This window comes from Acidobacteriota bacterium (assembly GCA_004299485.1).
In the GTDB taxonomy this organism is placed as follows: domain Bacteria; phylum Acidobacteriota; class Terriglobia; order Terriglobales; family SCQP01; genus SCQP01.
Genome location: SCQP01000007.1, coordinates 80,213 through 94,678, shown reverse-complemented (window position 1 = coordinate 94,678; position 14,466 = coordinate 80,213). Strand labels below are relative to the sequence as shown.

General features: G+C 64.2%; 14 protein-coding genes. 9 read left to right on the top strand and 5 right to left on the bottom strand.

The genetic code is table 11. The features are described from left to right. Positions 1–55: 55 nt before the first annotated feature. On the bottom strand, positions 56–2,608 hold the full coding sequence (locus EPN33_05810; GenBank protein TAN23150.1) for an ABC transporter permease: 2,553 nt from the start codon (positions 2,606–2,608) through the stop codon (positions 56–58). Between the two features lie 224 nt (positions 2,609–2,832). Here EPN33_05810 and EPN33_05805 point away from each other — a divergent pair, with 224 nt between their 5' ends. Genes EPN33_05805 through EPN33_05790 form a run of 4 tightly spaced genes read left to right on the top strand, consistent with a single transcriptional unit; the run spans position 2,833 to position 5,367 of the window. Continuing rightward, positions 2,833–3,924 (top strand): hypothetical protein, encoded by a 1,092-nt coding sequence (locus EPN33_05805; protein TAN23008.1) that lies wholly within the window; start codon positions 2,833–2,835, stop codon positions 3,922–3,924. A gap of 19 nt (positions 3,925–3,943) precedes the next feature. Next, positions 3,944–4,198: a DUF3179 domain-containing protein gene (locus tag EPN33_05800; protein ID TAN23007.1), complete on the top strand. Its 255-nt coding sequence runs from the start codon at positions 3,944–3,946 to the stop codon at positions 4,196–4,198. 21 nt (positions 4,199–4,219) lie between these two features. After that, complete coding sequence (locus EPN33_05795) at positions 4,220–4,942, top strand: DUF3179 domain-containing protein (GenBank protein ID TAN23006.1); 723 nt, start codon at positions 4,220–4,222, stop codon at positions 4,940–4,942. Further along, positions 4,888–5,367, top strand: coding sequence for a cupin domain-containing protein (locus EPN33_05790; GenBank protein ID TAN23005.1), 480 nt, complete (start codon positions 4,888–4,890; stop codon positions 5,365–5,367). The genes EPN33_05795 and EPN33_05790 overlap by 55 nt, the downstream gene beginning before the upstream one ends. Before the next feature lie 47 nt (positions 5,368–5,414). Here EPN33_05790 and EPN33_05785 read toward each other — a convergent pair whose 3' ends face one another. Next, complete coding sequence (locus EPN33_05785; GenBank protein ID TAN23004.1) at positions 5,415–7,016, bottom strand: DHA2 family efflux MFS transporter permease subunit; 1,602 nt, start codon at positions 7,014–7,016, stop codon at positions 5,415–5,417. Positions 7,017–7,059: 43 nt separating this feature from the next. On the opposite strand from EPN33_05785, the gene EPN33_05780 reads away from it, so the two are divergent. Then, the gene (locus tag EPN33_05780; GenBank protein TAN23003.1) at positions 7,060–7,314 is read left to right on the top strand and encodes a prevent-host-death protein; all 255 of its coding nucleotides are present in this window, start codon (positions 7,060–7,062) and stop codon (positions 7,312–7,314) included. Further along, positions 7,308–7,739 carry a PIN domain-containing protein gene (locus EPN33_05775; protein TAN23002.1) on the top strand — a complete coding sequence of 144 codons (432 nt, stop codon included), beginning with the start codon at positions 7,308–7,310 and terminating at the stop codon, positions 7,737–7,739. The genes EPN33_05780 and EPN33_05775 overlap by 7 nt, the downstream gene beginning before the upstream one ends. Here EPN33_05775 and EPN33_05770 read toward each other — a convergent pair. Next, entirely contained in the window at positions 7,736–8,725 is a 990-nt protein-coding gene (locus tag EPN33_05770) for a peptidase M48 (GenBank protein ID TAN23001.1), read from the bottom strand. The two genes, EPN33_05775 and EPN33_05770, sit on opposite strands and share 4 nt — an antisense overlap. 277 nt (positions 8,726–9,002) lie before the next feature. Here EPN33_05770 and EPN33_05765 point away from each other — a divergent pair, with 277 nt between their 5' ends. Next, on the top strand, positions 9,003–10,145 hold the full coding sequence (locus EPN33_05765; protein TAN23000.1) for an aminotransferase class V-fold PLP-dependent enzyme: 1,143 nt from the start codon (positions 9,003–9,005) through the stop codon (positions 10,143–10,145). Beyond that, positions 10,142–11,098 (top strand): adenosine deaminase, encoded by a 957-nt coding sequence (gene add, locus EPN33_05760; GenBank protein ID TAN22999.1) that lies wholly within the window; start codon positions 10,142–10,144, stop codon positions 11,096–11,098. The genes EPN33_05765 and add overlap by 4 nt, the downstream gene beginning before the upstream one ends. Here the strand turns inward: add and EPN33_05755 are convergent. Beyond that, positions 11,063–12,217, bottom strand: a complete 1,155-nt coding sequence (locus tag EPN33_05755) for a hypothetical protein (protein TAN22998.1) — start codon at positions 12,215–12,217, stop codon at positions 11,063–11,065. The genes add and EPN33_05755 overlap by 36 nt on opposite strands. 89 nt (positions 12,218–12,306) lie before the next feature. Between EPN33_05755 and EPN33_05750 the strand changes: the two genes are divergently transcribed. Then, positions 12,307–13,365, top strand: a complete 1,059-nt coding sequence (locus tag EPN33_05750; protein TAN23149.1) for a mannose-1-phosphate guanylyltransferase — start codon at positions 12,307–12,309, stop codon at positions 13,363–13,365. A 110-nt stretch (positions 13,366–13,475) separates the two neighbouring features. On the opposite strand, the gene EPN33_05745 is transcribed toward EPN33_05750, so the two are convergent. Further along, positions 13,476–14,441, bottom strand: coding sequence for an alpha-ketoacid dehydrogenase subunit beta (locus EPN33_05745; protein ID TAN23148.1), 966 nt, complete (start codon positions 14,439–14,441; stop codon positions 13,476–13,478). Between the last annotated feature and the right edge of the window lie 25 nt (positions 14,442–14,466).

The window sequence follows — 14,466 nt, the reverse complement described above, 5'->3', positions numbered from 1 at the left end:
GCAGGGTCCGCCCGCTGGCGCTCATGGCTCCTCCAAGCTGCCGCCAGCGAATCGCTCATTCAGCTTTGAGCGTTCGGATCGGATCAATTCTTGCGGCGCGGCGCGCGGGAATCAGTCCTGCCGCCAGCGCGCAGATCACCAGCACGATGGCGCCGGCCGCCAGCGCGCGCGGGTCATACGCCCCCACGCCATACATCTGGCTGGCCATCAGGCGCGCGGTCAATATCGCCGCCGGAATGCCAACGCCAATGCCGATCGCCGCCTGCACGCCGACCCCGCGCAGCACCATGCGCACAATCCGCACGCGCGAAGCGCCCAGCGCCATGCGCACGCCAATCTCATTGGTCCGCCGCGCCACCAGATAGGCGGTGACGCCATAGAGGCCGATCACCGCCAGAATCAGCGCCAGCACGCCGAACAAACTGGCGAGCGTGGCCAGCAGCCGGTCCTGGTTGAAATTGCCCGCGACCTGGCTTTGAAACGTGCGCAGGTCGGATACGATCAGGTTCGGGTCGATGTCACTGAGCGTGCGCCGCAACAGCGCCGGTGCCGCCGCGGGCGGATGGCTGAAGTCCACTACCATGGCTCCCATGAACATCGAGCCGTCTTCGGTGGCCTTCATGCCGGGCTGGGTATAGCCGCTGTAATACTGTGTCATGGGCCGCAGGAACAGCGGCCGGACCGGCCGGCGGGGGTTGTTGAGCTTGAAGTCGCGGAAGACGCCGACGATGGTGAAGCTGCCCGAGTATTGCGGGTAATCAATGCCGAAGTGCTGTCCGACGGCGTCCTGATGCGGAAAGAACTGCTTGGCGAACGCCTGATTCACCAGGGCGACTTCGGGCGAGGATGCCGTGTCCTGCGCCGTGAAATCACGCCCCTGGAGAATCGGTACGCCTACCGAGGCGAGAAAGCCGGGACTTACCCGGTCCCAGCTCGAGCCGCAACGGTCGTGCGGACCGGGCGCAGGATGGCCTTCCTGAATGACGCATTCGCCCCAGTTATCATCCTCGAGCGGGCTGTACATTCCGAGGCCGACGTGCGCCACGCCCGGCAGCGCCGCAAACGCGTCCGTCAGCCGCCGGTTGAGCACCTGCGCCGTCACGGGAGTGTAGCCGGCGCCGGCTTCATCCCAATGCACCACCCAGCGCTGCGCCGTGGTCAGGCCGAAGTTCTGGTTCTCCACGTTGGCCAGCGAGCGTGCCGTGATCAGCGCTCCCACCAACAGCACCAGCGAGAGCGCGACCTGGAAAATCACCAGCGCGTATTGCGACAGCGATGAGCGGTCGCGGGTCGAGCGGTTGGCGCCCCGCAGCGCCTCGGCCGGCTGCGCGTGGCTGGCGGCCCAGGCGGGCGCCAGTCCGAACAGAATGCCGGTGAACAGCGATACGCCAAAGGCAAAGGCCAGCACCGGCCAGGAGGGTGCGGTAGCGATTGCCGAGTTCACCGCCTCCGGAAAGGCCAGCGCCAGAATCAGGCGCGCGCCGCCGTAGGCCAGCGCCAGACCGGCCAGCCCGCCCATGCAGGCGAGCAGTACGCTTTCCGTCAACATGCGCCGCAGCAGCCGCGCCCGGCTCTCGCCCAGCGCCATGCGCAGCGCGATTTCGCCCCGCCGCGTGGTCGCGCGCGCCAGCATCATGTTGGCGACGTTGGCGCAGGCAATGAGCAGCAGCACCCCCACCAGCGCCAACAGTAGCTTCAGACCTGCGCCGGACTCCTGCTGCAGGTTCTGCACCCCGCCGGCCGCGGGCACGACTACCACATGTTGCTTGGGAATGATGGACGCGCCGCCATTGGCCGTGTACGACGGCTGTGCCGCCAGCCAGTGGCGCAGCGCAGCCGAGAGCTTGGCTTGGACGGCCTTGATATTGGTTCCCGGCCGCACCCGCCCGATGGGATACAGCCAGTTGGCGCTGGGCAGGTTCAGCAGCGTGGTCGCCGGGTCGGTTTGGCCCCAGATGACCGGCTGCGCCTGCAGCGGCAGCCACACCGCCGGCGGCGCAGCGCTCATGCGTGCGCCGTAGAAGCCTGGTGGCGCAACGCCCACCACGGTAAACGGATGGGCCTTGATCGAGATGGTCGAGCCGACGATGTGCCGGTCACCGCCAAACTCGTTCTGCCAGGCGGCGTAGCTGAGCACGGCAACCGGTGCGGCTCCCGGCTGATCATCGGCAGGCGTCAGCAACCGTCCGGCGAAGGCGTTGATCCCCAGTGTGGGGAAAAAGTTCCCCGAGACCAATTGCCCGCTCAGCGAAGCCGCAAAGTTCGCGCCCCGCCGCACCGGCCAGCGCCCCTGGCCGGCAAACACCGCTGCGAGCGAGGTGAACTCGGGCTTGGAAGCCGCCTCCAGACGCTTATAGAGCGCATAGGAAAAAATGTCGAAGTCGCCGTTGTTGCCGACAAAGCCGCCGTTCACGCAGCAGTCGCCGGTGTCGCCCACCCGATAGAGCTGGTTGGGGCTGGCGACCGGCAGCTTGCGCAGCAGGATCCCCTGGACGAGCGTGAAGATCGCGGTGGTCGCCCCGATGCCCAGCATCAGCGTCACGACGGCGGTAATGGTAAACAGTGGCGCTTTGCGCAACTGCCGCAGGGCATGGCGGAGATCCGGCAACATGGCTATCCCTATATACCGGCCCGCACGGAAAAGGTTTCTCAAAAAAATCCTTCGGCGGCAGCTCGGAGGATCCCTGAGCGCCAGCGGGCGGACCCTGCCGGGAATCGAAGCCCGCACTCCAAGCGACCAACGGGAGCGACCAGGGCAAAAAGTGGCGAGCCACCGGCACCGCGCCTCACCTGCTACTGCCCAGCAGCAGAGCAGCCGTTTAAACTGATTATGTGAAGGGCATTAAGATTTTTGTTTCGTTCTTGGTTCTAGCTGTCGTGGCCATCGGTGCCGCCGGGCAAGCGCCATCTGCCCCCGTGCCGACGGTCAACGAAGCGGCTTACAACGCGAAAATGCTGGCGCTGGCGAATCGGCGTCCGCAGACCCATTGCCTGCCGCCGGGAGCGGTTGCCACCCCGGTCGATCCCCCTGCTGAGCCGATCGGCGCGCCCTCCAAACACAAGCCGCACCGGAAGAAGGTGGCGCCTTTGCGGCCGTGTCCCAAGCCGTTGTGGCCCGTGCATGCCGCTTATCCCGATGCGGGTGCGCTGCTGCCCTTTCACCGCATCGTCGCCTATTACGGCAATTTCTACTCCACGCAGATGGGCATTCTCGGCCAGTACCCGCCGGCCGATGTTCTCACCAAACTGCAAACCGTGGTCAACGCCTGGACGGAGGCTGATCCCGCGACGCCCGTGATTCCTGCGCTGGACTACATTGCCGTGTCAGCGCAGGCATCCCGCGGCCCGGATGGCGACTACCGCCTGCGCATGCCCGCCGCGCAGATCGAGAAAGCCATTCACATGGCCGATCAGGCGCATGGCCTGGTGTTCCTCGATGTGCAACCTGGCTGGAGCAGCCTGCAGCAGGAGTTGCCGCGCCTTGAACCCTACATGAAGTTGCCCAACGTCGAGCTGGCGATTGACCCGGAATTCGCACTGGTGCATGGCCATCGCCCTGGCGTGTGGCGCGGCACGCTCAGCGGTTCCGACATTGATTTTGCCGTTCGCTGGCTGGCCAATATCGTCGAGCAGAATCACCTGCCGCCGAAAGTTCTCGTCGTCCACCGCTTCACCCAGGCGATGGTCACCGACTACCGCGCCATCAAGCCGCGACCGCAAGTCGAGGTCGTGATGGATATGGATGGGTTCGGCTCACCCAGTGACAAGAAGGCCGCTTATCGCGATTTCATCGAGCACCAGCCGGTTCAGTTCACAGGCTTCAAGCTCTTCTACCACAACGACATGAAGTGGGGCCATCACCTGATGACGCCGGCAGAAATTCTGGCGCTCTCGCCGCGCCCGATCTATATCGTTTATCAGTAGCGGGGTGCATAATGGCCCCATGAGGTTGCTGTTCCTCATCGCCGTGGGGTTCGCGACCGTTGGCGTGTTGCCGGCGCAGCAGCCTTTGCCCTACCGTCCCATCGACCATCCCCATTTTGTCGCTGCGGCGCAGGCCAGCTTTCTCGCACCCTCGAATCTGCTCATTGGCGTTAGCGAGGATGGCGTTTCGCGCGCCTATCCAGCCGCGATTGTGGCGCAGCACGGCATCGTCGAAGACCAGATGCCCGATGGACCGATCACCGTCACCTGGTGAAGCTACTGCAATACGGCCCTCGTGTTCAGGGCCGCTGTAAAAGGTCGCGTGCTGCAGTTCGATACCGCCGGTGCCGATGGCGGTAATGAAGTCTTTCGCGACCGCCAGACCGGTAGCCGCTGGCTGCAGTCCACCGCAAGCGCCATCAGTGGGCCGTTGAAGGGCACGCACCTCGAGCTGTATCCGTTCCAGCTCACGAAGTGGAGCGAATGGCGCCGCAAGCATCCGCAGACACAGGTGCTCCAGCCTTTGCCCGGCTACGCCGCCCGCCTCGGGCGCATGAACCAGATTCTGGATCAGGGCATCGTCAATGCCGGCGGCGGTGCGCCCAAGGGCGCGTTCGGCCATGATGACCGCTTGCCGCCGCGCGCTACGATTGTGGGCCTTGAGGCGGGTGGCGTCGTCAAAGCCTATGCCGTGGCCGCGCTCAATAAAACGCCGGTCGTCAACGATCAGCTCGGCAGTGTGCCGGTGCTGTTGGTGCATCAGCCCGCCTCCGACACCACCACCGCCTTCATCGCCGAAGCTCGCGGCCGCCATTTGCATTTCCAGGCTGCCAACCCCGGCGCGTCGCGCCTGCGCGACCGGGAAACGCACTCCCTCTGGAACGCCTATGGCGTTTGCCTCTCTGGCCGCCTGCGCGGCGCGCGCCTGCGCTCGCTCATTCTGGAACCAGAATTCTGGTTTGCATGGTCGGAATTCCATCCCGGCACCAAGCTTTACAAGGAGGACTCACCCCAATGACACGACGCGAAGCCAACACCGCGCTGCTCTCGGCCGCCGCCGGCCTGCTCACGCTCCCCCTGGCTCTGCCGGCGCTTGCGGCCGCGCAATCCGGGAAACACACCCCCGTGCGCACCCTCATGCGTGAGCCGCTGGCGCCCATGCCCAACGCCGAGGCCAGCGTCATCATTCTGACGCTCGCTCCCGGCGAGCACGGCCATCCGCACGAGCATACCGGCCCAGTGTTCGCCTACATCCTGAAGGGTTCAATCGAGAACCAGGTCGATCCCGGCCAGCCCAAAACCTACCGCGCCGGCGATTACTTCTACGAACCGCCCATGCATGTGCATCGCATGATGCGCAACCTCAGCGCCACCGAACCCGCCGAAGTGCTCGTCTTCCAGGTCGGCGAAAAGGGCAAGCCCTTTACTATCCCCGCGAAGTAGCCGCAGCGCCATCCCAAGCTGATTCGCTGACTTGCTGACTGTCGCCGCTACGCTGACCCCTGGCCCCTGGCCCCTGCCCCTTTGTCAAACTTCGGTTGCTTCATCAGAAACACCAGCGGCGAGGCGATGAAAAAGATGATGGCCAGCGCCCGGAAGGCGTCGAGATAGCTGAGCACCGTCGCCTGCCGCATAACCTCGCCTTGCAGCACGCCCCAGGCTTGCTGCGCCGCCTGCGCGATGCTGGATCCGTCGCGCAGCAGCCCCTGGGCGATGGCGCTGTGGAGCATCGAGCTGATCGGGTTGGCGGAATTCACGTGTGCGACCAGGCGCGCATGGTGCGCCTGTTCCCCGCGCGACAGGGCCGTCGCCATCACCGAAATCCCGAAGCTCGAACCCAGATTCCGCGTCAGCCCGGTGATGCTGGTGGCGTAGCCCATCTCGGGATTCGGAATCGGGTCCACGCTGATAGTGGCAAAGGGCACAAAGACCAGCGACAGCCCCGCCCCCATCACAATCTGCGGCCAGAAGAATCCCCAAGGGCCCGACTGCCCATTCAATTGGCCGAACATCAGCACGCCAATCGCTGACGCCACCAACCCGCAAAACAGCATGCCGCGCATGTCCCAGCGCTTGCCGATCAGAATTCCGACGATCGGCATGCCGATCATGGTGGCGATGCCGCGCGGCATGTTCCAGACGCCCGCGGTCACCGCCGGGAAGTTCAGCACTTCCTGCATGAACAGCGGCAGCAGCAGGATGCTGCCGTAGAGCACAAAAAACAGAATCAGCGACAGTGCGCAGGCGGTGCCAAACGTACGGTACTTGAGCAGCCGCAAATGGACGACGGGGTTGGGTGCGCGCAGCTCCCAGATCACAAACGCCACCAGGCACACGGCGGCGATCACCGCGCCCACAACGATCAGATGCGAGCTGAACCAGTCGGCTTCCTGGCCTTTGTCGAGCACGACCTGCAGCGCAGCAATCCCAAAGGCGAGCAGAATAATGCCCCAGGTATCGGCGCCTTGCTTGATGCGCTTCAGGTAGGACGGGTCGAAGACATAAGCGTTGACCATCGTCAGGGCAAAGATGCTCACCGGTACGTTGATGAAAAACACCCAGCGCCAGGAGTAATCCGTCGTCAGCCAGCCGCCCAGTAGCGGCGCCACGATGGGCGCCACGACGATGCCTACGCCCCACATGGCCATGGCGTGCCCGCGCTCCTCGCGCGGAAATGACTCCAATAAGATCGCGCGCGTGATCGGCTGCAACAAGCCGCCAAAGCCTCCTTGCAGCACCCGGAAGCTAATCAACAGCGGCAGCGACGGCGCCAGGCCGCAGAGAATGCTGGCGCAGGTGAATCCGGTCACCGCGGTCAGCAGCAAACGCTTGCGCCCAAACCGCGCCGACAGCCAGCCCGTCAGCGGCAGCATGATGGCGTTCGAGACCAGGTAGGAGGTGAGCACCCAGGTCGCTTCGTCAATGCTGGCCGAGAGGTTGCCGGCCATGTAGGGAATGCTGACGTTGACCGCGGAGGTGTCGACCAGCTCCATAACCGCGCTGGCCATCACGGCAATGGCGATCATCCAGCGCGTCCACCCCTCCGGGTAGCTCACCGCCTGCTCCGGGTTGAGCGTCGCTTGATCCGCCAATCTCTCAGACTACCAAACCGCTGATCCTCTATGTGATGCTACGATGGATCACATGAAGACAGCCTCCATTCGGGACCTGCGCTACCGCTTTCCGACGATTGAGCGCTGGCTTCGCGCTGGCGAAACCGTGGCGATCACCCGCCGTGGCCGCCGTATTGCGCGCCTGGCTCCAGAGTCCACGGCGGATGCGGTCGAGATGCCCGACATCCTGGGACGCCTGCGCCAGATCTATGGGAATAAGATCCTCAAGCCGAGTACCGCGACGCTGTTGCGCCGCGAGCGGGACGAGCGATGGTGAGAGCTTATTGGGACACCAGTGCCCTCGTCCCACTCTACGCTCCGGAGATCTACTCCGCCGCTGCCACGAAAGCTCTGGTCCGTTGCCGCGGCGGCATTCTACTGACCCCACTGAACGAGCTCGAGTTGGTCAACGCCATCCAGTTGCGCATCTTTCGCCAGGAAATCGCGGCCGTCGAGGCTGCAGCGGCCCGTGCGGCGATCGCGAGAGATCGCGATTCCGGCCTTTACATCTGTGCGCCTCTTTCCGACGCTACATACACGACCGCGGCCGAGCTGGCGCTCGCACATACGCACCGCCATGGCGTTCGATCGCTGGACCTGCTTCATGTGGCTGCGGCGATCGAGTTAAAGGCCGAGATGTTTTTGTCCTTTGACAAGCGCCAGCGCGCCCTGGCTAGCGCGGCCGGTTTATCCGTCGCCTAGTTGCCGCCGCCGCCACCGCCACCGCCGCCGGGCCGGCGCTTGAGAGTGGGTTTGCCTGCCGGCGCGGCCGAGCCATTCGGCCGGATCAGGCTGGGCCGCCCGGTACCATGCAGCTTCAGGTTGGTGTCGTCCACGTGCTCCAGCATGGCCAGGCGGGCCTTGATCTTGTTGAAGTTCGAGGTGTTCAGGATGTATTCCGGCCGCGAGGGCAGCAAAGAATCGATTTCCTTTTCCGAGTCCTTAATGCGTGCGGGCGTGGGCGGGTGCGAGGAAAACGCCTTGGCGATGGTTCCCGGCTGCTTTTTTTCCTTGGACAGCAGCTTCTCGAACATCTGCACAAATGCCTGCGGGTCGTAGCCCGCTTCATACATGTATTGCAAGCCCAGGTAATCGGCCTCGCGTTCGTCACCGCGGCTGAATTTCATGAAGCTCATGGGGATGGCGACCTCCGCCAGACTCCGTCCCGCAAGTCCAATGCCGCCGCCAACGAAAATCAGCGGTAACGTCGCGTAGTCGATCAATCTCGCCTTCGTGAGATTGCGGGTGGCGTGCCGCGCCGCTACATGCGCAATTTCATGCGCCATCACGCCCGCCAGCTCTGCTTCATTGTCGGCCGCCAGTATCAGCCCCGTGTTCACGAAAAAGTAGCCACCCGGCAATGCCGCGGCGTTGACTTGGGGCGACTCCAGAATCCGTACGGTAAAGGGCACTTTAGCATCGGAGTGCCGCACCAGATTTTGGGCCAGTCGATTGATGTATTCGTTGATCTCCGGATCCTTCTGAATGCGCGCGGTCGCCTCCACTTGTTCGGCCAACTGCTTGCCCAGCGCAATAGACTTTTCGACGGAATAGAAGTTCATCCCGTCGCCCACACCGCGATGGCCGATATCCTTGAGGTTCTTTTCGTTGGCGCTTTGCGCGGCCAGCGGAATGGCCAGAGCGAAAATGAGCCCGAGGGCGAGCGAACGGAGACGGGCGCGCTTCATGGGGGATCAGACTTCCTTGCTCCAAGTATACGTCTACCAAGGTAGGACGTTGAGTTCCCGCTCCGGCGTTACCCTTAATGCTTGGCAGGGGCGAGCCCCCAGCCCTGCCAAGCGCAAGCGGGTCACTCGGCCCTGCCGAGCCCCGCGCCAAACGCGGCAACTTGGAGACGCCCTGAGCGCCAGTGGGCGTCCGTTGCAGGGGAGCGACGCTCGGCCACAGCCCGACCACCGGGAGGGCGGCTCCAAAAAGAGGTGGCCGTGCCACTCATAATGAGACATGCTGCTTTCCGAAATCCGCGACCAGTTTCCCGTCTCCCGGCATTATGCCTACTTCAACCACGCCGCTATTGCGCCGGTAGCTACGAGTACCCGCCAGGCGATGGAGGCCCATTTGGCCGATCAAGCCGAGTTTGGCGCCCTGCACTTCATGCAGTGGCTGGAGACGCAGGAGGGCGTGCGCGCCACCCTTGGCGGCCTTATTGGCGCTACTGCCGCCGATATTGCCCTGACTAAAAACACCACCGAAGGCCTGTTGACTATTGCCAATGGTCTTGCCTGGCGCCCGGGTGAGCGGGTGGTGACGTTCGAGTGTGAATTTCCAGCCAACCTCTATCCTTGGCTCGCACTGCGGGGCCGGGGCGTAAACGTCGAGCTGCTGCCCACGGCCGCGCTAACCGATCTCAATCAAGTGCGCGCCGCCTGCCGCGGCGCGAAAGTGCTGGCCATCAGCTTCGTGCAGTATTTGAGCGGCTTTCGCGCTCCGCTCGAAGCTATCGGCGCCATTTGCCGCGAAACCGGAACATGGCTCGTGGTGGATGGCATTCAAGGTTTGGGAGCGTTTCCGCTCGACGTGACCCGCTGCGGCATCCACGCGCTCGCTTGCGGCAGCCACAAGTGGCTGACTTGTCCCGAGGGCGCGGGATTTCTGTACGTCCATCCCGCTCTGCTCGAGCAACTCACGCCGCCCGAGCCCGGCTGGCTTTCGGTCGACAACTATCTCGACTTCGATGCCGCCCAGCGCGCGGCACAAACGGGGATTATGCACTGGCGCGCCGGCGCGGCGCGCTTCGAATGCGGCGCCGTAAACAGAACCGTGCTGCTCGGCATGGGTGCGGCCATCAAGCTGTTGCTGTCAGCGGGCGCGGATACCGCTGCAAACCATATCCTCGACCTGGGCCAGCGCCTTGCCGACGGTCTGGACCAGCGCGGCTGCACTCTCGCTTTATTGTCCGACGACCGCAGCGTGCGCAGCGGCATCACCAGCTTTCAGCACCCGCGCGAAGAGGCCGCCAGCCTGGTCCCGCGGCTCGAAGCCGCCGGGATTCTCTGTTCCCAGCGCGGCCCCTGGGTGCGGGTTGCCCCGCACCTCTATAACACCCCGGACGAAATCGACCGCCTGCTCGCCGAGCTGCCTGCATGACGCCCGCCGAACGCGAGCAGCTTCGTCGCATCCCCAAAGCCGAACTGCACCTGCACCTGGAAGGCAGCCTTTCGCCGCAAACCTTGTGGGCGTTGGCGCAGCGACAGGGCCGGCCCCACGGTCTGTGCGATCTGGCGGCGTGTCAGCGCCTGTATCAGTTCCACGACTTCAGCGGCTTCATCACGGCGATTAAGACCGCCAGCCTGCTGCTCGACTCGCCGGCCGACTACGCCACCGCGGTGCTTGCCCTCGCGGACTACTTGCATGCGCAGGGCGCCGTCTACGCCGAAGTCTTCTTCTCGGTGGGCATACTGCTCTGGCGCGGCGTTCCTGTCGAGCCCTACTGGGAAGCGATCGAGCAGGCCCGCGTGGAAGCCGAAGCCGCGAGCAGCGTGCGCATCCGTTGGGTGTTGGATGCCGTGCGTCAGTTCGGTGCTGAGCCGTTTGAGCAGGTTGTCAATTGGGCGATCCGGCTGCAACCGTCAGGTGCGGTCGCCGGCATCGGCATTGGCGGCGACGAGACGCAGCGCTCCGCAGCCGAGTTTGCAGCCGGCTACGGCCGCGCCCGGGCTCACGGCCTGCGCACCACTATTCATGCCGGGGAAACCTGCGGCGCGGCTTCCATCTGGGATGCGCTCCGCCATCTGCACCCGGATCGCATTGGCCATGGACTACATGCCTTCGAGGACGAACGGCTTCTCGACGAGCTGGCGCAGCGCCAGGTCGTGCTCGACATCTGCCCGACCTCGAACTTCAAGACCGGCGCCTGGCCGGAAGGCACGCTTCACCCGGCGCATCTCTATTACCGCCGCGGTATCCGCGTGGCTATCAGCTCCGACGACCCGGGCATCTTCGGTTGCACCTTGCTCGACGAATATGCCTTCCTCGCCGGACACGGCGGCTTTACGTTCTCCGAACTAGGCGAGCTCGCTGCCGGCAGCCTGCCGCGCTGACTGCCAGGCTTCGCCCCGGCGGATGCGCGTGGCAATCGACGGGTGCGAGTACAGCAGCCATTCCTTCCAGCGCGGCGGCTCGACTTCCGCCAGATTCTTTTCCGCCAGCCGCCGCAGACCTGCCAGCAGCGGCGCGGCCGTGCCCAGCGTGGCGAACGAGTAGTCATCCGCGTTGCGTTCCATCGCCCGCACAAAGGCATTGCTCACCGGTAGCAGCAGCAATCCCAATACGCTGAACACCAGCACCAGCAGCGGCCCGCCCGCCACGTCGGCAATGCCCTGCAGCCGCAGCGGCCCCACCAGCGCCGCCAGCACGACGTGCGCCAGCCAAAAGCCCAGCAAGCTGAGCGCCGTCTGAAAGCCCAGCCCGCGCCAGATGTCGTGATGGACGTGATGGCCCAGCTCATGCACGAACACGGCTTCAATCTCTTCCACCGGCGAGCCTTCCAGCAGCGTGTCGCTGATGATGACCCGGCGGGTTCGCCCCAAGCCGGTCAAGGCGGCATTGGCCTTGGCGCTTTTCTCGCCCAGCTTCCACTCGAATATGCCATGCAGCTTCGGCAGCTTCGGGTTCTTTGCCCGCAGGCCGGCGTAGGTGCCTTCCAGGCGCCGTACCAGGGGTGCATCGTTTTCATTCTCTTCCGTCATTGGCCGCAACTTGAAAAACAGCGGCAACAGCAGCACCGGCCCCAACTGTGCCAGCCCTACCATGACTACTGCGAACGCCGCCCACGCCCACAGCCACCAATGCTCAGGCGAAGCCCGCAGCAGCCAGTAGACCAGCTCGGTCGCACCCACGCCCAGCACCGCCGCCAGCAACGCGCTTTTGGTTTCGTCCCACAGCCATGAACCCACGCTCTGGCGGTTCATGCCGTAGCGGATCTCAATGCGCCGCCCCAGCCAGGCGCTGGGCAGGTCCAGCACCTGAAAGCCGGCGCCGACCAGCAGCACGTACTCGAGCACGACGAGCGCGGGCGCACCCGAGCACCAGCGCGCAATTGCAATGCTGAAGCCCGTCACCAGCAACAGCACCAGCAGCAGCAGATTGAAGCCGCCGGAAAAAAGGCCCAGCCAGAAGCGCTCGCGGGCATAGCGTTTGGGGTCGTTCATGAGATCCATCTTTCTGAATTTTAAGGGGAAACGCCGCTAAATCCTGCTATTCTGCCATCGTGCCCACACCGGCCACTAAACCAACCGGCTTTTGTGCCCTGATTCTGGCCGGAGGCCGGGGAACCCGCTTCTGGCCGAAAAGCCGCCGTGCCGCCGCCAAGCAAATCCTTCCAATCCTGGGCGGCCGGACCATGCTGGAGCGCACCATTGACCGCCTCCAGCCGCTGCTGGCCTCGCCCGAAGACATCTGGATCATGACCAACCGCGAGCTCCGTCCGGCGGTGCTGCGGCAAGTCCCGCAAGTGCCGGCTGCGCAGGTGATTGCCGAGCCGGTCGGCCGCAACACGGCCCCGGCCATCGGCCTTGGCGCCGAGCTGATTCTGCGCGCCCGCGGCGACGTCAATATGGGGGTGTTTCCCTCTGACGCCTTTATTGCCAACGAGGAGAAATTCGTTGCTCTCGCCCGCGTGGCGATCAAAGAAGCGCAGCGCCCCGGCAAGCTCGTGGTGCTGGGCATTGAGCCCACGCGCCCCGAAACCGGCTACGGCTATATCGAGGCCGTTCACGACCCGCGTTCCAAAGCGCACGCGCTGCGCGTGCAGCGCTTCACCGAAAAACCCAGCCTCGCGCAGGCGCGTGAGTTCGTCGAAGCCGGCCATTACTTCTGGAATGCCGGTCTGTTCCTCTGGCGCACCTCCAGTATTCTGGAGGCCTTGGCCGAATTTCTCCCCGCAACCGCCGAAATCCTCCGCCGTATCGCCGAAGCGCCCCGCTCGAAGCTGGGAGCGGTGCTCGAACGCTGGTATCCGGAGTGTGAAAACATCTCCATCGACTACGCCGTCATGGAGCGCAGCCGCAATATCGTCTGCGTCCCCTCGGCCAATCTGGGCTGGACGGACCTGGGGAGCTGGCAGTCGCTCTATGAACAGCTCGCGCCCCACGGCGGTACGGTGGCTCAGGCCGGCGATGTGGTCGAACTGGACGCCGCCAACAATTTTATTAACGTGGACGGCAAAACCGTTGCCATCGTCGGCCTCAGCGATCTGGTCGTGGTCGAGACCCCTGACGCCCTGCTGATCGTCCCCCGCTCCCAATCTCAAAAAGTCGGCAAGCTCGTCCAGCAGCTCGAAGCCGAAGGGAAAACCAAACTGCTGTAGCGGCTCAGCGAATCAGCGAATCAGCGATTCAGCCGCACCGCACTGCTCTCAAAGTTTACCGTGAATCGCCAGGTCTGCCGTGCTGATCCGCTGACAAGCTGACCCGCTGATCAGCTCAGCGTCGCTTTTGCGGCGGCGATGATCTCGTCCACGTTGGGCTTGCTCAGCTCTTCGAGATTTGCCGCGTAGGGCAGTGGGGTTTCCTTGCCGCAGACGCGCCGCACGGGCGTTTCCAGATCCCAGAAGCCGTCGGTACTCAGCCGGGTCACGATCTCGGCCGAGGGGCCATAACTCTGCCAGGCGTAGTCGGCGACCACGGCGCGATTCGTCTTCTTCAGCGATGCCAGCGCCGGGCCCATGTCGATGGGCCGCAGGCAGCGCATGTCGACCACTTCGGCTGAAATGCCGTCGCGCTCCAGCTCGCGTGCCGCTTCCAGACAGAGCGCCGTGCTGGCGCCGTAACCGACGAGGGTTACGTCGTCGCCGGGGCGCTTAATGTCCGCCTTGTCGATCGGCACCAGATACTCGCTGTCGTCCACGTCGCCCTGCTTGTTGTTCAGGGGACCTGGTTCCAAAAACACCACCGGATCATCACTCCGGATGGCAGACTTCAGCATGCCTTTGGCGTCGTACTGATTCGACGGGCTCACAACCCGCAGCCCGGGGCAGTGCGCAAACAGCACCGTCAACTGCTGCCCGTGCTGCGCCGTCAGGCCGGAGTTTGGCCCCGGTCCTTCGGGTCCTCGCAGGACCATCGGCACCGAAAGCCGGCCGCCCGACATGTACCGGATTTTGGCCATGTGGTTGTAAATCTGGTCCATGGCGCGCAGCCCGAAGTCAATGCGCATCAGCTCGACCACCGGCCGCTGGCCCATGGTCGCCATGCCCACGCCCATGCCGACGAAGCTCTCTTCCGAAATCGGCGTATCGATCACGCGGTCGCCGCCGAACTCGTCGAACAGACCCCGGGTGACGTAGTGCACGCCGTTGTACTGGGCCACTTCTTCGCCCAGAACCACCACCCGCTCGTCACGGGCCATCTCCTCGCGCAGCGCCATGTTCAGCGCTTCGTGCATGGATTTTTTCACAATCACAAAAGTT